Origin of the sequence: Streptomyces sp. NBC_01450, from assembly GCF_036227505.1 — a bacterium.
Classification (GTDB): domain Bacteria; phylum Actinomycetota; class Actinomycetes; order Streptomycetales; family Streptomycetaceae; genus Streptomyces.
Window position 1 is genome coordinate 71,054 of the sequence record NZ_CP109481.1, and the last position, 16,930, is coordinate 87,983.

At 68.6% G+C, this 16,930-nt stretch carries 17 protein-coding genes and 2 pseudogenes; 11 read left to right on the forward strand and 8 right to left on the reverse strand.

Going from position 1 to position 16,930, the window contains the following annotated elements; all coding sequences use genetic code 11:
* Window positions 1-24 precede the first annotated feature (24 nt).
* A complete protein-coding gene (locus OG568_RS48420; protein ID WP_329529745.1) occupies window positions 25-468 on the reverse strand; it encodes a hypothetical protein in 444 nt (147 codons plus the stop codon).
* A 278-nt stretch (window positions 469-746) separates the two neighbouring features.
* On the opposite strand from OG568_RS48420, the gene OG568_RS48425 reads away from it, so the two are divergent.
* The 3 genes from OG568_RS48425 to OG568_RS48435 all read left to right on the forward strand — a co-directional run bounded on the left by OG568_RS48425 (window position 747) and on the right by OG568_RS48435 (window position 2,846).
* A complete protein-coding gene (locus OG568_RS48425; RefSeq protein WP_329529746.1) occupies window positions 747-1,502 on the forward strand; it encodes a transposase family protein in 756 nt (251 codons plus the stop codon).
* A 35-nt stretch (window positions 1,503-1,537) separates the two neighbouring features.
* Entirely contained in the window at window positions 1,538-1,777 is a 240-nt protein-coding gene (locus tag OG568_RS48430; protein WP_329529747.1) for an ATP-dependent DNA ligase, read from the forward strand.
* A gap of 139 nt (window positions 1,778-1,916) precedes the next feature.
* Window positions 1,917-2,846 (forward strand): ADP-ribosylglycohydrolase family protein, encoded by a 930-nt coding sequence (locus OG568_RS48435; protein ID WP_329529748.1) that lies wholly within the window; start codon window positions 1,917-1,919, stop codon window positions 2,844-2,846.
* Between the two features lie 229 nt (window positions 2,847-3,075).
* Here OG568_RS48435 and rox read toward each other — a convergent pair whose 3' ends face one another.
* Both rox and OG568_RS48450 read right to left on the reverse strand, forming a co-directional pair.
* The gene (gene rox / locus OG568_RS48440; protein ID WP_329529749.1) at window positions 3,076-4,620 is read right to left on the reverse strand and encodes a rifampin monooxygenase; all 1,545 of its coding nucleotides are present in this window, start codon (window positions 4,618-4,620) and stop codon (window positions 3,076-3,078) included.
* A 573-nt stretch (window positions 4,621-5,193) separates the two neighbouring features.
* Window positions 5,194-5,526, reverse strand: a complete 333-nt coding sequence (locus OG568_RS48450) for a hypothetical protein (protein ID WP_329529750.1) — start codon at window positions 5,524-5,526, stop codon at window positions 5,194-5,196.
* Window positions 5,527-5,729: 203 nt separating this feature from the next.
* On the opposite strand from OG568_RS48450, the gene OG568_RS48455 reads away from it, so the two are divergent.
* The 4 genes and pseudogenes from OG568_RS48455 to OG568_RS48470 all read left to right on the forward strand — a co-directional run bounded on the left by OG568_RS48455 (window position 5,730) and on the right by OG568_RS48470 (window position 10,335).
* A complete protein-coding gene (locus OG568_RS48455; protein WP_329529751.1) occupies window positions 5,730-6,488 on the forward strand; it encodes a PIG-L family deacetylase in 759 nt (252 codons plus the stop codon).
* A gap of 578 nt (window positions 6,489-7,066) precedes the next feature.
* Window positions 7,067-7,852: a DUF5995 family protein gene (locus tag OG568_RS48460; RefSeq protein WP_329529752.1), complete on the forward strand. Its 786-nt coding sequence runs from the start codon at window positions 7,067-7,069 to the stop codon at window positions 7,850-7,852.
* A gap of 513 nt (window positions 7,853-8,365) precedes the next feature.
* Entirely contained in the window at window positions 8,366-9,022 is a 657-nt protein-coding gene (locus OG568_RS48465) for a winged helix-turn-helix domain-containing protein (protein ID WP_329529753.1), read from the forward strand.
* Window positions 9,019-10,335: pseudogene (locus OG568_RS48470) on the forward strand (MFS transporter). Before OG568_RS48465 ends, OG568_RS48470 begins: the two are co-directional and overlap by 4 nt.
* Before the next feature lie 192 nt (window positions 10,336-10,527).
* Here OG568_RS48470 and OG568_RS48475 read toward each other — a convergent pair.
* Together OG568_RS48475 and OG568_RS48480 are read right to left on the reverse strand one after the other, a co-directional pair.
* On the reverse strand, window positions 10,528-11,022 hold the full coding sequence (locus OG568_RS48475) for a hypothetical protein (protein ID WP_329529755.1): 495 nt from the start codon (window positions 11,020-11,022) through the stop codon (window positions 10,528-10,530).
* Window positions 11,015-12,010, reverse strand: a complete 996-nt coding sequence (locus OG568_RS48480) for a hypothetical protein (protein WP_329529756.1) — start codon at window positions 12,008-12,010, stop codon at window positions 11,015-11,017. Before OG568_RS48480 ends, OG568_RS48475 begins: the two co-directional genes overlap by 8 nt.
* A gap of 244 nt (window positions 12,011-12,254) precedes the next feature.
* Between OG568_RS48480 and OG568_RS48485 the strand changes: the two genes are divergently transcribed.
* Window positions 12,255-12,749, forward strand: coding sequence for a hypothetical protein (locus OG568_RS48485; protein WP_329529757.1), 495 nt, complete (start codon window positions 12,255-12,257; stop codon window positions 12,747-12,749).
* A gap of 281 nt (window positions 12,750-13,030) precedes the next feature.
* On the forward strand, window positions 13,031-13,453 hold the full coding sequence (locus tag OG568_RS48490) for an SsgA family sporulation/cell division regulator (protein WP_329529758.1): 423 nt from the start codon (window positions 13,031-13,033) through the stop codon (window positions 13,451-13,453).
* Between the two features lie 140 nt (window positions 13,454-13,593).
* On the opposite strand, the gene OG568_RS48495 is transcribed toward OG568_RS48490, so the two are convergent.
* Window positions 13,594-14,298: a TetR/AcrR family transcriptional regulator gene (locus OG568_RS48495; protein ID WP_329529759.1), complete on the reverse strand. Its 705-nt coding sequence runs from the start codon at window positions 14,296-14,298 to the stop codon at window positions 13,594-13,596.
* 198 nt (window positions 14,299-14,496) lie between these two features.
* Between OG568_RS48495 and OG568_RS48500 the strand changes: the two genes are divergently transcribed.
* On the forward strand, window positions 14,497-14,916 hold the full coding sequence (locus OG568_RS48500) for a hypothetical protein (RefSeq protein WP_329536654.1): 420 nt from the start codon (window positions 14,497-14,499) through the stop codon (window positions 14,914-14,916).
* Window positions 14,917-15,032: 116 nt separating this feature from the next.
* Here OG568_RS48500 and OG568_RS48505 read toward each other — a convergent pair whose 3' ends face one another.
* Window positions 15,033-15,389, reverse strand: a complete 357-nt coding sequence (locus tag OG568_RS48505) for a hypothetical protein (RefSeq protein ID WP_329529760.1) — start codon at window positions 15,387-15,389, stop codon at window positions 15,033-15,035.
* A 568-nt stretch (window positions 15,390-15,957) separates the two neighbouring features.
* Between OG568_RS48505 and OG568_RS61705 the strand changes: the two are divergent.
* Window positions 15,958-16,128 (forward strand): annotated as a pseudogene (locus OG568_RS61705) (ISL3 family transposase); the annotation flags it as partial.
* Between the two features lie 21 nt (window positions 16,129-16,149).
* On the opposite strand, the gene OG568_RS48510 reads toward OG568_RS61705, so the two are convergent.
* Window positions 16,150-16,794 carry a hypothetical protein gene (locus OG568_RS48510; RefSeq protein WP_329529761.1) on the reverse strand — a complete coding sequence of 215 codons (645 nt, stop codon included), beginning with the start codon at window positions 16,792-16,794 and terminating at the stop codon, window positions 16,150-16,152.
* Window positions 16,795-16,930 lie beyond the last annotated feature (136 nt).

Consider the following 16,930-nt stretch of genomic DNA (forward strand, 5'->3'; position numbering starts at 1 on the left):
GTAATCTTTGAACATTCTTTGCGATCACGCTCGGTAGTAAATTGCGTTCTTTTCGTGACCGATTCTTCCCCCGGTTGGTCGGGCTAAATTTACCCGCCACGGATGCGCCGTCAAACCTTCGGTTTCCCGTCGGCCGTATGGTCCTGCCGTACCCGTCGCGATGAAAGGGCACGCAGCGGGCCACGCGGGATCGAACTCGAGCCCCCGGAGGCGAGCATGCGCCACCCACGAACCGTCAGGCCGCGCCACACGCACCGGCACAACCGACTGCTCCAACGTGAGCGCATAACCGTCCGGGTTCGCGTAGGTCGTGGAGTACTCCGCACGCTCGTCGAGCACCTCCACCCACTCCCCCGACGCAGCGGCCTTGCGCAGCGCGGCCGCAGCGCCCGTCCCGTCCGACAAAAGGGCCTCGGCCACTGCCCCGGACACCCCCAGCACGGACAGAGCCGCCACCAGCGCGGTCACCGCGGCGACCGAGACGAAACGTTCCCTCAGCCGGGCCCGTCCGCCACCCGGGCAGCGCGAAACGTCCCGACCCATGCCCCCAACCCCAGACTTCTCACCTGATTTCCACAACGTGTACCCGAAGATCACACAGCAGGTATCCAGCCCGGTCAAACAAAGAACCCTTTCCAACCTGGCTGTGGCGTCGGGGTGTTGGTGGGCATGGGTTGTACGGAACGACGAAGCTCCTGGTAGACGGGTTCTCGACCAAGATCACCCGTGTCCGCCAGGAGCTTCGCGTGCTTGTCTACCCGTCGTCGATCGATCTGTCCAGCCGCCCGCTGTGGCACCTGACGAGGCAACTGGCCGCTCACCGGCGGGAGATAGGTACGCGATGGCGGCGTCTGCCCGTCGGCCGTCAGGCCCTGCTCGCCCTGGCCCACCTGCGATGCGGCGACACGTACGCCCAGCTCGCCGCAGGGTTCGAGATCGGCATCGCGACCGTCTACCGCTACATACGCGAGGCCGTCGAAGTGCTGGCCGCCCAGGCGCAGACCCTGGCCGAGGCAATGACGACCGTCCGGACGAAGGCGTACGTGATCCTGGACGGCACCCTCCTGCCCATCGACCGGATCGCCGCCGACACCCCGTACTACTCCGGAAAACACCAGCGCCACGGCATGAACGTCCAGGTCATCACGGATCCCTTCGGCCGACTGCTGTGGGCTTCCGCGGCCCTGCCCGGCTCCACCCACGACCTGACCGCCGCGCGCGAACACGGCATCATCGACGCGCTCGCAACGGCAGGGCTGAAGTGCTGGGTGGACAAGGCGTACCAAGGGGCCGGCCGCCATGTCCGCGTACCTTTCCGGGGCCGCCGGCTCAAGCGCTGGAAGCGACGGCACAACAGCACCCACGCCAAAATCCGGTGCCTCGGCGAGCAGGCCATGGCCGTCCTGAAGGGCTGGCGCCTGCTACGCAAGCTCCGCTGCAGCACCAACCGGATCAACAACATCGTGAAGGCCGTCGTCGTCCTTCACCACGCCTCAACCTGAGGTTGGAAAGGGCTCGGTGTGGAAGGCATCTCCGCATGACGTGGTCCTTGCCCGAGCCGATGCTGACCGTGGCCGTGGACAGCCCCGCTCTGCCCGCCGGGTGGGCAGGGGAGGCGAAGTGGGACGGCTACCGCGCCCAACTCGCCATGCACGCGAGCGGACGGGTGCTGCTGCGCTCCCGGCACGGCACGGACATGACGGCCTCGTTCCCCGAGATCCGGGCGGCCGCCCTCACACAGCTGCCGGCGGACACCGGGCTGGACGGCGTTATGTGACCAGTACGGGTGTCTCAGACCCAGGGTGTCTCACGCGGCGCGCCTCCGTAGACGAGACGCGTTCGCTGCCGATGGTTCGGGGAGCCGAAGAAGGAATAGGGCCGCACGGTCGTCGGCGCGGCACGGATAACCTGCGCGAATGAAGCGGATTCAGCGGGCCGCTGGCGCGGTCGTCGGCTCAGCGGTGGGTGACGCTCTGGGCGGCCCCTTCGAGTTCGGTCCCCGGGGAGCGTTCTCCGCGCGGTTTCCCGCGCCTGGTGCCGGTGGCGAGATGTGCGGAGGCGGGGGCTGGGACCCCGGCGAGGCCACTGACGACACGCAGATGGCCGTCCTGGTCGCGGAGTCGCTGCTGGAGCGGGGCGGGCTGGATCTGCCGGACGTCTTCGCCCGCTTCCAGCGGTGGGCCGCATCAGAACCGAAGGACATCGGCTTGCAGACCGAAGACGTCCTGACCAACGGCATGCCCTGGGACCTCGCCGCCGCGATCCATTTCCAGGTCAATCAACGAGCGGCGGGAAACGGCTCGTTGATGCGGGCATCGACCTCCGCGGTCCACTTCGCGGCCGCCGGCCAGGAAGCCACCATGGACGCGGCCCGCCGCATCGCTGCCCTCACCCACGGTGACCGCGCGGCCTGGGAAGGCACCGCGATCTTCCACGAACTCATCCGCGTCACGTTCGAGGACGCCGACCCTCTCACCGCGCTCCCGGACATCCTGGCTCTTGTCCACCCCGACCATCGCGGCCGTTATGCCACAGTCCTCGCGCCCGACTGGCACCCCGATCAGGCGACCGAGTTCAACGGTGCCGTCTGGCCCTGTCTGGGCTCCGCCGTCTGGGCCCTGCGCACCACCACCGGCTTCGAAGACGCGATACGCGCGGCGATCGATCTCGGCGGTGACACGGACACCGTCGCCGCGGTGACCGGGGGCCTCGCGGGGGCGTACTACGGGCTGGATGCGATCCCCGCCCACTGGACCCAGCCGCTCCATGTCCCCCTGCCAGGATTCAACGGACGGGTGCTGCGCCTGGCAGAGCTGTTCCACCTTGCACACAGCCTCGGAGGCTGAACCGGGTCCTGCTCATCAACCGGCCGTCAGACGAACGCACGGCCGTCTGCGCCGATCCCCTCCGCGGTGCTCTTGCGCCGTCTTCCGGTCGCCACTCGGAGGCTGACCCTCCTCGCAGGCCGGCCCTGGCGCCAGAGCACCACGGCTGATGCTGCCTCCAGCCTTCCGATGGTCAGTCGCTCCTGGCCGTTCCGATCATCCTCGGGCCTTTTGGGTTGCTCAGGGGACATCAGTTGGCGGGCTTGCCGAACCAGCGGGAGAGGTGGTCGTCCAGGTCCTGCTGATCGTCGCCGATCCAGGCGACGTGGCCGTCGGGGCGTAGCAGGACGCACGGAACATCCAGTGCCGCAGTGGGATCCGAGAGGTGATCGACCCGGTCTGACCAGCCGCCGACGGTCAGGCGTTCGGTGCGGTCCAGCAGCAGGCCGCGGCCGCGATGCAGCAGACCGTAGAGGTGACCCTGTTTCACGTCGATGTCGCGCAGGCGGCGGCCGAGCAGGGCGGGGCCTTCGCCGAAGTCGTAGCGGATGCCGATCGCGGTGATCTTCTCGATCAGAAAGCGGTTCACCTCGTCGAAGTCCATCAGTTCGGTGAGCAGCCTGCGCATGGCCTGCGGGCCCGGTTCGGTGGACAGCAGTTCCATCTGGGCGCGGGTGTTGTCCAGCACGTACTCGGCGACCGGGTGACGTTCGGCCTGGTAGGTGTCCAGCAGTGTTCCCGGCGCCCAGCCGCGGATCTGTGCGGCCAGTTTCCAGCCGAGGTTGAATGCGTCCTGAACGCCAAGGTTGAGGCCCTGTCCGCCGGTGGGTGGATGGATGTGTGCCGCATCGCCGGCCAGCAGCACCCGCCCGACCCGATAACGTTCGGCCAGCCGGGTGGCATCCCCGAAGCGGGACAACCAGCGCGGGGAGTGCACGCCGAAATCGGTTCCGGCGATGGCGCGCAGCTGTTGTTCGAAATCCTCGAGGGTGGGCGGTTCCGCGCGATCGCTGGCTTCCGCGACGGGGACGACGACGCGGTAGACCCCTTCGCCGAAGGGCCTGAGACTGAATCGCTTGTCGGTCTCGTGGATTTCGGTCACCTTGGCGGCGATCTCCTCCTGCGGCACGCCCACTTCCATCTCGCCCATCAGCGTCTCGGTCCGCGAGGGCTCGCCGGGGAAGCCGACGCCGAGGAGTTTGCGTACCGTACTGTGCCCGCCGTCACAGCCGACGAGGTAGCGCGAGCGCAGTTGTTCGCCGTCGGCCAGCTCGACGGTCACGCCCTCGTCGTCCTGCTCGAAGTCGGCCACCGCACAACCGCGCCGGACCTGCGCACCCAGTTGGATCGCATGTTCTTCGAGCAGGTGGACGATGACCGGCTGTGGGATGCCCAGCAGATAGGCGTGCGCGGAATCCAGGCCCTTGGGTGCGGGTTTGGTGATGGCGGCGAAGAATCCGCCGGCCGGACGCTGTCTTCCGTGTTCGAGCATGCGATCCAGCAGTCCGCGCATTGCCATCAGCTCGAGACTGCGAATATGCAGACCGACGATGCGGGCGAACGGCACGGGCTCGGTTTCCTTCTCCAGAACGAGTACCCGCACATCGTGCAGCCTCAGTTCGGCGGCCAGCATCGCGCCAGTCGGCCCGCACCCGGCAATGATCACGTCGAACATGAGGGGCGCGCGATCAGCGCCGGAGGCCGGCGACCGGAGGCCGGGGAGGTCGCCCACGGTGGAGTCGCGCTCGACCGTATCGTTCGACGACGGCTCGGTGGTGAACTGTGGAGAGTCCATAGGTGTTGCCTTTCGGGAGTGCCTTGTTGGCGAGGCGCTCCCGGCGACACCTACGTCAATCGCCGGCCGTGACGGGAAGGGGGAGCACCCATATCGATACAGCGTTCATGGGTCTCACCTCCTCGGGCGGTGTCGCGGTCCAGTGCAAGCTACAAGCCCAGCGTCACACCGTCCAATCCTTATCCCAGCCACGTGAGACGACTCCGAACGGGCCCGTGGGGTCGCAGGGCGAATCCGGCGTGGCGGGCCGGCTGGTCCCGGTCATGGTCGGCGGTCTGATCCCGGCCGCCCCGAGGCGGACCGGATCTCGGAAGGCGCTTTCCTGATGAGGTTCGCTCGTGGCCACTGCGCGAACTGGTGGTAGGCGAGCTGGCGAGCTTGCCGGCCAGCACGATGACGACGCACAGCAAGACGACCCGAATGAATCGGCTTCCGCGTTCGAGAGCGCAGTGGACGCCAAGTCGGGCACCGGTGAGGCTGCATGCGGCCATACCGCACGCCGGAGCGATCGGGGTCCGTGGCATCGGGTGGGCAGGCTGATCTCCAGGCTTGGCTGGCCGGACGCAAGAGCCGTCAGTGTCGGCGCAGTTCCGCGGACCAGTCCCGGAGCTGGTCGGCGAGGGCGAGGTTGTCCCCACGGCTCACGGTCTGCAGCAGCTGGGCGCCCACGGTCGCTTCGGCGGCGAGGCCGGCCGGGCTGTCCAGGACGGGGAAGGCGTCGCGGGCGTGGGTGGCGACGTCATGGTGGAGCAGCGAGTAGGCGTAGAGCGTGGCGGCGTCGGACTCCTCCGGGGCCTGACCCCAGCCCTCCCAGTCCAGAAGCCTCAGCGGCGCGGTGACGTCAGCCCCGTGCGGATCCACATGGGCTGTTGTCCAGCGGGTCACGGCCGGGGCCGGGATGCCCACGAGCTCGGGGATCGCCCGTCACCGCCCGGCTTCCGTGCAGCCGACCGCCTTGATCAATTTGAGGCGCGCGACCGAGTGGTGTGGGGTGCGGTTCGGCATGTCGCAGGCCGGGGCGGCCGACGTGCCGCTGTTCACCACGGCGTCGGTCGACGCGCTGGGGGACGTACGATCAGGCTCCCTTCGCCCTGGAAGGTGGTCTGTCCATGCCCGTGCCGAGCCTGCTCGCGGTCTTCGCGCACCCCGACGACGAGTCATTGTCGGCCGGCGGAGTGCTCGCCCGTCACGCAGCCGCGGGCGCGCGTACCGCAGTTGTCACGGCGACCTGGGCCGCGGACACCCCGCGGGCCGCGGAGTTGGCCGAGGCGCTGCGGATCCTCGACGCCGGCAAGCCGCGAATGCTCGGCTACGCCGATGCGCGTGTACCGCAGTCGGCCCCGGGCTGTGTGCGGTTCTGCGATGCGCCGCTCGACGAGGCGGTGCGGCGGCTGGTGGCGCACATCCGGGAGCTGCGCCCGGACATCATGGTCACCCATGACGCCTACGGCGGGCTGCCCGGTCACCCAGATCACGTGCACACCCATCGGGTGACCATGCTCGCTGCCAAGGCAGCCGGCCTTGAGCTGCTCTACCCGGATGCCGGTGCCCCCTGGCAGCCGCGTGCCCTCTACCTGGCCACGCACCCGCACTCGGCCGTGCCGGCGCTGAGAGACGTGATCGGTGCGCGCAAGGCGGTGTACAGCGTTCCGGACGAACAGGTCACCGCGACTGTCGATGTCGGCCCCTGGATGGAGCAGAAGATCGCCGCCGTACTGGCGCATCGCTCCGAGGTCGAGCGGGGAGCCCTGCCGGGAGTGATCGCCAACCTTCCGCCGGATGCACGGGAACGGCTGTTCGCCACCGAGTGGTACATCCGCCACATCCCCTTTACCGCGACATCGGCCCAGACGGAACTGACCGCCTGACCTGCGGTCAGTCCATGAGGCAGACTGCCGCGACTCCCCAACTCGCCGACATTGGTCAAGCGAAGAGCCGCCGGGGTGGCTTCCGAAGCCGTCGATACTGGTCTCGGCTTGGCAGGGTGATGTCGGGGTGTCCAGGGGCAGGCCGGTTCCGGCTATGAACCCGTCGAGGACGTCTCCAGGCGATACAGCGGCGGATTGCCGAACGCGAGTGGCTGACGGTGTTCCTGCTGCCGGCCTGCTCGCCACAGCTCACCCCGGTCGAGGGGCCCGGGCCTCCGGCAAGAGCCGCACCGTCCAGGCCCGCTGCGTCCGCGACAACCGCCTGGCCGACGCGCTCCAGACCAGTGCCTTCGGCGCTCTGAGGGTCTCGTCTGGAGCCCGCCGCCACTACGACAGGCAACGAGCCCGAAGCAGGAAGTTCAGCAAGCATCACCCTGCCGAACCGAGATCAGTAACTCCCGTGGTCCCACGCGTGGTCCCGTTCCCCGGTGTGCGGTGGTAGGACGGGGCTGTAGTCGGCGCTGCGGACAGCAGCAAGAGTGCGGGCCGAACGACGGGGCCGCGAGAGGGAGTTGGGCATGGCGGCAGAGAACATCGACGATGTCGTGGACAGGCTTGCCGGGATCGTACGGGAGGCCGGCCGCGCCGGTGACCGGGTCGGGTACTTCGCGGCGCTGTACCGACAGGTGACCGTTGAGGTCCGCACGGCCATTCACGGGGGGCTGTTCGACGACGGCGTCCGAATGGACCGTTTCGACACGTTCTTCGGCAACCGCTACTTCGACGCGTATGACGCCTGGCGTCGTGACCGGAGCGGGCCGCGCTGTTGGCGCGAGGCGTTCGGGCTGCTCGACGACGCCGACACCATCATCGTCCAGCACCTGATACTCGGCGTGAACGCGCACATCAACCTCGACCTGGCCATCGCCGCCGCGCGGACCAGCCCGGGCAAGGCCATCCACGCGTTACGGCGCGACTTTCTGCTGATCAACGACATCCTTGGGCGGGTGGTGCTGGCGGTGCAGGACTCGGTCGGCGCCCTGTCGCCATTGCTGTCGCTGCTGGATCAGGTCGGAGCCCGCACCGACGAGCGGATCCTCGACTTCAGTGTCCGTCAGTCCCGCGAGGAGGCGTGGCACAACGCCGTCCTGCTCGCCGGCCAGAACGAAGAGGAGCGCGAGGCCGCCATCGAGCGGCTCGACATCCGGGCCGCCGTGCTCGCACGGTTGATAGCGCGACCGGGTGGCCTCGTCCGGCCGGCCCTGCAGCTGATCCGGAGCACCGAGAGTGATGACGTGCCGGCTGTCATCACCCATCTGGACAACGCCATGGAACGACCCTCCGCCCGGCAGTCAACGGGGTGAGGCCCCGGCAGCGGGCCGGGCCGCCGGCGCGTGGCGCTGCGCCCGCCAGAAGGGAGGCCGGGCCCCGCCGCCGGGTGCTTGGAGCGCCGGCATATCAACTCAAGCCTCAAAGCGGCATCCGAGCGTCTGCTTCGCGAAGAGCCCACCCGTAGTGACGGTTCCCTCACCGTCGCCTCCCTCGCCGTTGAAGCCGCCGTCAGCAGAGCCGGCGTCTACCGCTACCCCCGTGTTCTGGCGGAGTTCCGAAACCTCGGACCCGAACGAGAAGACGCAGCCGCACCCTCAGCGTCCCTCCGGCAGGAGGTCCAGTCTCTGAAGGCGGCCGAGCGCGGGCTTCGCCAGGAGCACACGCGCGAGGTGCGAGAACTCCGGTCCTGCACCAACGTCCTCGCACAGCAGGTTCAGTTCCTCACCCTCCAGCGCCGCAGCGGGCCGCATCAGACCCCGGCGCCAACGCGAGGGTCACGCAGAGCACATGTTGTAAAGGAATCTTTCTAAAGATACCTTTACAACATGTCGAACAGTCAGAGGGACGAGCCATCAGGAGCCCCTGCCCGCACAGCCCGGCTCACCGACCCCCGCGCTCTGCGCGCCTACGCCCATCCCACCCGTATGCGCCTCGTCGGCCTGCTCCGTACCGAAGGCCCCTTCACCGCGACCCGCGCGGCCGAGCTCACCGGCGAATCCGTCGCCAGTTGCTCGTACCACCTGCGGATGCTCGCCAAGTACCAACTGGTCGAGGTCGCACCGGGCGGCCAAGGCCGCGAGAAACCCTGGCGCGCCACCGCACGCTTCACTCAATGGCCCAACTACTCCGAGGACCCTGCCGTCGCAGAGGCCAGCAGGGCACTGGAAACCGCGGTCGCCGAACGCTACTTCGAGCTGATCACCCGCGCCGTCGAAGAGCGCCGCGATCTGCCGCGCGAGTGGCAGGAAGCCGAGCACATCGGCGACCAGGTGCTCTACCTGACGGCGGAGGAGCTCGCTGACCTCGGCGAAAAACTCGACCGTCTGCTGCGCCCCTACGAGGACCGGCAGGGCGACCCGGCCGCCCGCCCCCAGGGCGCACGGCTCGTCCAGATCGTCCGGGCCGCCTTTCCCTTGCCCCGGCAGCCCGCCGGCAACGAGGAGACTTCCATCGCTCCGGACGGCACGGGCAGCCCGCGATGACGGCCTCGGGCCGCTTATCCGCAGCCGTTCCCGACCTCCTGCGCAAGCGATCCTTCCGCCGTTACTGGACCGGCCAGAGCATCTCCCTCGCCGGCGACCAGATATCCCAGATCGGCCTCCCACTCGTCGGCGTCCTCGCCCTCCACGCCGACGCCGCCCAGATGGGCTGGCTCGCCACGGCCCAGCTCATGCCCGCCCTGCTGCTCTCTCTTCCCGCAGGCGCCTGGGCCGACAGCAGAGCGCACCGCCGCCGCGTCATGATCGCCACGGACCTCGCGCGGGCCCTGCTCATCGCGTCGGTTCCCCTCGCGTACGCCCTCGACGCACTCACCTTCACGCAGCTCTACGCGGTCGCTTCGGGGATCGGCGCGCTGACCGTCCTCTTCGACGTCTGCAACACCATCCTGTTCGTCTCGCTCATCCCCACCGAGCGCTATATCGAGGGCAACTCCCTCGTCAACGGCAGCCGCGCCATGTCCTTCGTCGCGGGCCCCAGCGCCGGAGGTCTCCTCGTCCAGCTGTTCACCGCGCCGCTGGCACTCCTCGCCGACACGGTGACCTATCTGGCCTCCGCCTACTGCCTGGCGCGCATAACCCCCGCCGAACCGTCGGCCGTGCCACCCGCGAAAGGACACTTCACCGCAGGCCTGCGGTGGATCCTCCACTCGCGCGTCATGCGCGCCACGTTCGCCGCATCCGCCACGATTCAGTTCTTCAATTTCATTTTTCACACGCTCTTCGTGCTCTACGCCACCACCGAACTCGGCCTGAGCGCAGGCGTGCTGGGGTCGGTCCTCGGCATCGGTGCGATCGGCGGGCTGATCGGTGCGTCCCTCACCGGCCGTCTCGTGCGCCGCCTCGGCATAGGACCCGCCGTCGTCGTCGGCTTCACGGCCTTCCCGGTTCCGCTGCTGCTCGTACCCCTCGCGGACGGCCCCGACCCCCTCGTCCTCAGCCTCCTCTTCCTCGCCGAATTCGGCTCGTGCGCGGGCGCGATGATCGTCGACATCTCGCTGGGCTCACTTCAGACGGCCCTCATCCCCCACGCCCTGCGTGCCCGCGTCAACGGGGCCTACCGCACCCTCACCCACGGGATGCGCCCGCTGGGCGCGCTCGCGGGAGGAGCGCTCGGCACGGCCATCGGGCTACGCCCGACACTGTGAATCGCAACAGCCGGGACCGTGATGTGCCTGGTCTGGGTGCTGCCTTCGCCGGTCCCACGTATCCGCGAATTGCCCGACTCCCCGCCAGAGCCGGCACACGGCGCACCATCGGCATCGGCGCCCGCCTCCTCACCCTCGCCCGGCTACTGAACTTGAATGGGTGTTGCCGGGACAGGAGGGTGCACGGGCACGCTCGGCGGAGGCCCGTGCGGATGCTCGTGCAGCTCACGCGCCAAGACGTGCGAGTGACTGAGAGCGAAGTAGGTCTGCTGACATTGCTTCGTACGTTTGATGACCCGGAGTGGCTGGAGTGGCCGCAGCACTGCAACCGCACCGAAACCGTCACCCTGTTCGGCCGCCTGACAGCCCGGATGGAGGCCCGATTCTCTGAGAGGAGCAGGCCAGACACTGCGGCCCGGTGAGGTTCCAGGCGATGTATCCGCCGATCCTCCAGCCGGGGGCCGTGGACAGGTCGTAGATGTACTGCGGGCCTTCGTCGTCCTTTGGCCCCTCCCATGCGTCGATACGGGCCTGCAAGGAGGGGGCAAGGGCCTCGAGGTAGGGGTGCTCGACCATTTCCTCGGGGCGCAGCACGCAGGGGGCCGGTACGAGTTCTTCGCGGCCGACGGCCTCGGGGACCGGCTGCTCGGTCAGCGGCGTGCCGATGTCCTCGGAGTGGCGCCGGAGGAGTCGTACGTGGAGGTTGTGGCGGGTGTCGGCGAGGTGCGGGGCGTGCCGGCCGCGTCTGAAGCCGTCGATGATCTCGATCTCTCCGGCGGTCGGTCCGGATCGCGAGTCGCGCCACCGGGCCTGCTCCAGGATGTCCCGCTTACGCATTACCTCGGCGTAGTGGAAGCCGCTGGATCGCTTGTGGGGGATGGCGCACATCGGCCAGGGCTCGTCGGCGGGCCACAGCATCGGTCCGCCGACCGAACTGTCGCGTGCCGTGGGGGTGCCGCGGCGCGGGTGCAGGGGTGTCGAGCCAGCCGGTCAGCTCGAATCCCTTGTCGCCGTGGGCGGAGTACTCGAGGCGGACGGGGACGGAGTTGGCTCCCCTGTAGATCGGAGTGATGTCGTACCGGATGGCCTCGTCCCTGTCGTCCACGGCCCGGTAGATCTTGTCCTCGATGAGGCCGCGCTGGTAGGGGGAGTTGGTGGGGTTGCTCGTCTGGGTCACGAGGTGGTGTTTGGCCGCGTGACCCACACCTGCGCCGCCGAGGCACCGCACCCCTGCTCCCGCTCCCGCCACCGCTCGAATCCGACCGACTCGTCCCTCTCGACGTCCGCAGACACGACCGCCTCGGCGGCATCCCCGCGAGTACCAACATGCCGCGTAACCAGCACGGACGTGGCTCTCGGCACCTGCAAGGTCTGTGGGGGCGGACTCGAAGTACATGCGGTCGACGCAGCCGCAGGAGCAGCCGTCAGCCGTACCGCACCTGCCGACGCCCTTGTCGCCGTCGGACATCCAGAACTTGTCGCCGTCGGAGAACAGCTTCGTGCGCTCCGAGACGCCCAGTCCGACCGACGGGTCGATGTGGACAGGGCAGGCGGTGTCCTTCCCGTTGGAGAACCCGGCGGCCAGGTGCCGGCGGTGCACGGAGAGGCTCCGCGGGAGCGTCGCCTTCGGGAACTCGACGCACAGGCGCGCGCGGAAGTCTCGCGGTACGTCGCGGAACTCGTGGCGGACACCACCGATGGGCACCCTCTTGCCGCTGAGGGCGGCGCCTGCGGCCCGGGCGTCGGTGCCGGGGGCGGGCGGTGCGACAAGGGCGAAGGTGGCGCGTCGGCCGCGGGAGAGCCGGGCGGTGATGTTGGACGACATCCCCGATGCGCAGGTCGCGGCGCAGGCGGCGCCTGATCCCGGCGGCTCCCAGCGCGAGCCTGGCGTCGGCGCCCCGGGTCCCGGATGCCCGTTCCTGCAGGTCAGACCCGGCGCCCGCCGCCTCGGCCGCCGTCACGCCACGCGTGTCAGTCACCCCATCCGACGTGCTGTGATGAGCCTCACCGCAAACATGAGGGCCCCCTCGAGTACGCTGGGCGACGTCGAACATGAGGGACCCCTCCGGATGATCCTCACCGTTCGGCACCCGGCCGATCCGGATCCCCCGGATCACGGACAGGACAGCCGCCCGGTCAACGGAATCGCGGCACATCACATGGAGATGACCATGAACAAGTGGATCAAGCGCGTCTCGACCGCTGTCGCTTCTACGGCACTGGCAGGCGGAGCCCTTCTCGGAGTCAGCGGCACGGCGTCAGCGGCGACGGCCTCGGCGCCCGGGGAGCACACGCAGTCCGCGATCACCGCCTTCACCACCAGCGGCGACCGCGCGGACGGATACCAGAGCGCTCACCACCAGGCACAGGACGACAGCTGGGGCACCCCCCGCGGCTGGTACACGAACGACGACCGCCAGGGCCACTACGGGGAAGAGCGCTGGAACGGCAGCCACGCGTACGTCTGGAACGGGTACCGCTGGGACGAGGCGACGACGTGGTACCGCGTCAGCGCCGAGCGCTGGCACCTCGACCAGGTCGCGTGGTACGCGGACCAGCGCTGATGTGGCCGCAGGCCGACACGGTCGGTTTGACCGGCCGCAACGACGTGGCTTTGGGTTGTGCCGTTGCGACTCGTCAAACCGACCGCTCGCCGAGCCGACATCGAGCGCGAGCCGGTGAAATCGCCGCCCGGCCGAACGGGAACAGCACGCGGGAGCCGTGTGTGCGACTCCCGTCCTCCGGCGCTACTGGTCGCTCCCGTGGCACTGCCACGCCCCGCGTCTCGAAGCACATGGGGAGCGATCGCAGTGCCGGGCGAGCGGGGACGTGGAAGTGAGGAACAGTGGGATCGGTCAGAACCGTGGCACATGAGCTGCCCGTGCGGCTTGTCGTGTCGCACGACCTGTCGGTGCCGATACGCGCAGCACTGCGGTACGACGCGGATGATCCCTATGCCGTGCATGCCGTCTTCCACACCCTGGACCAGAGCGGAACGGTCGAGTGGTTCCTCAGCCGCGACACGCTGGCTCAGGCTCTGAGCGAGCACACCGGGCACGGAGACGTGCACATGTGGCCGACCGGCGGCTCGGGACGCGATGCGGTGCGCATGGCTCTTCGTTCGCCTGCCGGGTCGGCCCTGCTCGAGTTCCCCGCGCAGGACGTGGAATCCTTCCTGCGCGAAACGTGGTCCGCGGTGCCGCCGGGGGCCGAATCCAGCCGGCTCGACCTGGACGCCGAGCTGGCACAGCTGCTGGCGGAAAACTGAACGCCATCCCCTGGATGGTGACGCCCCTCGCAGGACCGAGGGCCCGGATGCCGACCGCGGCACCGGGCCCGCCGCATGTCCCGCCGTACGCCGTATTGCCCGACGTGGTGGCCCTGTTGCCCGACGCCGTCAGCCGCGGCTCAGGCCTCCTCGCCGCACTCGCGGCACTCCTCTTCGGGGCACTCGAGAGTGGTGAGGGTCCGCTCGACCTGCTGCGGGGTCAGCGGGGGTTCGGGCAGCTCGTGGGCGCACTCGGCGCGGAAGGCGTCGAGCAGCAGGTGCAGGTGGCGGCGCCAGACGTTGGGGGCGACGGCACGGGTGGCCTGGATGATCCCCACTTGGGACCAGATCACGAAAGCGATGTCCTCTGGAGTGACATCGTCACGCAGGACGCCCTGCTCCTGGGCGTTGCGGAAGATCTGAGCAAGCCGTTCCTTCGTGCGCTCGAACATTCCCCTGCCGAGCGCATGGACCGGCAGCCGAGCCGAGACCAGGTCATTGAAGGCGCGGTCACAGGCCTGCAGTTCACAGAGCTTTTCCAGGTAGAAGCAGAACCCCTCCCAGGCGTCGTCCATGGCCGCGGCCTCTTCGGCTGCGGCGAGCAGATCCGTGAACTTCGCGGTGAAGAGCTCTTCGACCAGGTCGAGCCGGCGGGGGAAGTGACGGTAGACCGTGCCGATCGCGACACCCGCCTCGCGGGCAACACCCTCCAGGGAAGCGTCCAGCCCCTGCTCGGCGAAGGCCTTGCGGGCAGCGGCCACGATCGCGTCCCTGTTGCGCTGCGCGTCGCGGCGCAACGGCTTGGCCGGCGCCTGGGGCGCGGGCGGGACGTGCTGGTGACTCATGCATCCAGACTAACATGAGGGACCCCTCGAATTAGGTTGTGATCCTACTCACGGTGCGGACGGAACGTGGTCCAGGGGCACGCACTCAGGGTGCGCCGAAGACGACGAGCCTCCGGCTCAGGCCGCTAGGACCAGCTGGGTGATGGCCCGTCGGGTTCTCCGTATGGCACCGGTCGGCCGGTGAAGGTGTCCAGGAGCATGCGGTCGCCGAGCGGCTTCCCCAGTTCCGCCTTCACGCTCTGTTCGGTCATGACGGCGGGGCAGGGGCCGCTCCGCTCCCCCGCGACGGAGGCGTACAGCACCACGCTCTCGTCCGTCTCCAGCGCCTTGACGACGGGGCCGTCGTCGCAGGATCCGTGTGTGGCCCTCAGCGTGACGCAGCGGCCGTCCGCCGCTGTCTCGGCCAGCCGGGCGACGACAGGCGTGAGACTGCCGGCAGAGCCTTGCCGAGCTGGTCCGATCGGCGACTTCGACAGCGAGAACGGCCACCACATCGACGACCCGTCCGAGGACGCCCTGTTCGACCTGATCAGCGAACTCAACGACGCGGACAGCACCTTCACCGTCATCCAGCAGTACCGGAAAAGGGCCGGCGGCCTCACTGAATTCCTTGCCTGAGTACTTCGCGCACGCGGGCGTGAAGTTGCAGTTGAGCACCTCCACGTCCGTCTTCCCCGCGTGCTGAAGACGGCCGCCTCATGATCGGTACTTCGACCGGGAAGGTGTGGCGCCCCTCAACCGCGTCGGCCCGGCGTGGAGCTGCGGAATCGTTGAAGCAGTTCAAGGGCCGGAGGACTGTCCGGATCAAAGCCGTGGATCCCATCCAACTCGGCGGGCACGTCCGGCCCCCACAGGCGGGCGCCATGGCACTGAAAGCAGAAGGCGATCTGGAAGAGCAGGTCGGTGGCGCTATGAGCACGGATGCCCCAGCCCGGGATGAAACAGCGGTGCAGCTCACTATCCGGAGCAGAGCTGATCAACGTCAGGGCGTTGCTGACCTGAGCCGCCTCCCAGATCGCGACATCGTCACCCACCAGGTTCGCGGCGCTGAGATGCCTCATTGGGTCGGTGATGCGGACGACCTCGATCAACTCGGTCTTCTCCTGAGCGGGCGGAAGCATCATGCGCACACACTCACTGATCAAGGCGCCGCGCACCAGGGGCAAGCAGACCTGGCGACAGCCAAGGTCCGCTTACAGGTTGTCCCGGTTGGTGTGCAGCTCACATTCCACGCTCGGGCCCGTAGGCCTCCTGGGTGCGTTGGCCCGGTCCTGTCGGCGGGTACTCGAGCTGAACGGGGCCCGGGTAGAACGCCGCGCTGTCCCAGCCGGCCATCTCCTCGCCGATCAGGTAGCGGTACAGCCACTCACAGCCACTCGGAGAAGCCCATCGCGTGTCCGACCCAGTCGCCTTCTGCCCCCTGTACCACCACGTCATCTGAGGACCCGTAGACCCGCGGCGCTCCGAAGACCGCGGCCCCCTGATCCGTGGCGGCGAGGGGGATGAGGCCCTCGGCGGTACCGAAGCTGAGCTGTGGGAGGTTGCAGAAGACGCGGGGATCGTCGTCTGGCCCCGTCCTGCCGGCATCCGCCCGCGACCGCAGGAACGTGGGCGAGTGGATCCGGCGGGCCGAACTGCGACCTGAGGCCGGTCCGCTCCTTCGCCGGCTTCCTCCGCCAGGACATCGATGCCGTCACCGCCGCACTCACCCTGTCCTGCAGCTCCGGCGCGGTCGAGGGCCACGTCTGCAGAATCAGGCTCCTCAAACGGGGCATGTACGGCCGCGCGTCCTTCGCACTCCTCCGAGCGCGGATTCTCACCCCACCGTGATGCCGGCCCCCGTGCCGAAACTCAGCTCGGGTTGCGAGGAGATGCGTTGCGCAGCCTCCAGATTTCCTTCCACTGTCGGGCGTGATCGGCCGCCAACAGCGGGTCGGGCGCGTCGGCCCGCCGCACCGCGAGGCTGACCCCGCATTCCCTGCACAGCTGATGGATCCGGTAGACGCCGTCGTGCCAGGCGCTGGTGTTGTCCCGGTTTCCGCATACACGGCACGTCAGCGCAGGAGCTTCACCGGGCGGGACCGACGATCGGAGCACCCGCTCGACGACCACTGGCAGCGGCTCGTCGGGATGGATTGTCGGCTCGGGGCAGTAGGCGATGTTCCCCCACCCACGCTGCCAGCCGCGCCAGGACTCGTCTGCCTTCACCTGCCGAAAGCCACGTGCTTTGTCCGCTCGGCGACTGTCGGCATAGGCACGTTCGTCGGCGAGCCAGAGCTGTCGGGCGTGGTGCAGCTCCTCGACGGCGCGTATCAGCGAGTTCGGATCCTTCTCCAGATTCTTGGGAATCCCCGCGCTGAGGCAGAGGTGGTGATAGGTGGCTCGGAAGCCATAGGGCGCGAAGTGGACGAGGCAACACCGCAGATTCGTATGCCGGACACGCGCGGGCAGGCCCTCGTCGTAGACCCGTCTCCGGTGCGTGTTGAAACTGCTCATCCCAGGACGCTACGGCCTGCGGAACACGGATCGCACTTCACTTTGACGGCCCAAGGTCTCGCCCCGGCAGTACCCCTCCCGAAACTGCTGCCAGAACCAATTTCGGGCACCCCCATCAGCGGCCACAAGGTTGCAC

Coding starts and splice junctions, on each gene's coding strand:
- OG568_RS48460 (WP_329529752.1), top strand. CDS start 7,067: ATGGCGGCAGAGAACATCGACGATGTCGTGGACAGGCTTGCCGGGATC.
- rox (WP_329529749.1), bottom strand. CDS start 4,620: ATGGACTCTCCACAGTTCACCACCGAGCCGTCGTCGAACGATACGGTC.
- OG568_RS48435 (WP_329529748.1), top strand. CDS start 1,917: ATGAAGCGGATTCAGCGGGCCGCTGGCGCGGTCGTCGGCTCAGCGGTG.
- OG568_RS48465 (WP_329529753.1), top strand. CDS start 8,366: ATGTCGAACAGTCAGAGGGACGAGCCATCAGGAGCCCCTGCCCGCACA.
- OG568_RS48510 (WP_329529761.1), bottom strand. CDS start 16,794: ATGAGCAGTTTCAACACGCACCGGAGACGGGTCTACGACGAGGGCCTG.
- OG568_RS48485 (WP_329529757.1), top strand. CDS start 12,255: ATGATCCTCACCGTTCGGCACCCGGCCGATCCGGATCCCCCGGATCAC.
- OG568_RS48480 (WP_329529756.1), bottom strand. CDS start 12,010: ATGTCGTCCAACATCACCGCCCGGCTCTCCCGCGGCCGACGCGCCACC.
- OG568_RS48500 (WP_329536654.1), top strand. CDS start 14,497: ATGCGGTCGCCGAGCGGCTTCCCCAGTTCCGCCTTCACGCTCTGTTCG.
- OG568_RS48475 (WP_329529755.1), bottom strand. CDS start 11,022: ATGCGTAAGCGGGACATCCTGGAGCAGGCCCGGTGGCGCGACTCGCGA.
- OG568_RS48430 (WP_329529747.1), top strand. CDS start 1,538: ATGACGTGGTCCTTGCCCGAGCCGATGCTGACCGTGGCCGTGGACAGC.
- OG568_RS48455 (WP_329529751.1), top strand. CDS start 5,730: ATGCCCGTGCCGAGCCTGCTCGCGGTCTTCGCGCACCCCGACGACGAG.
- OG568_RS48495 (WP_329529759.1), bottom strand. CDS start 14,298: ATGAGTCACCAGCACGTCCCGCCCGCGCCCCAGGCGCCGGCCAAGCCG.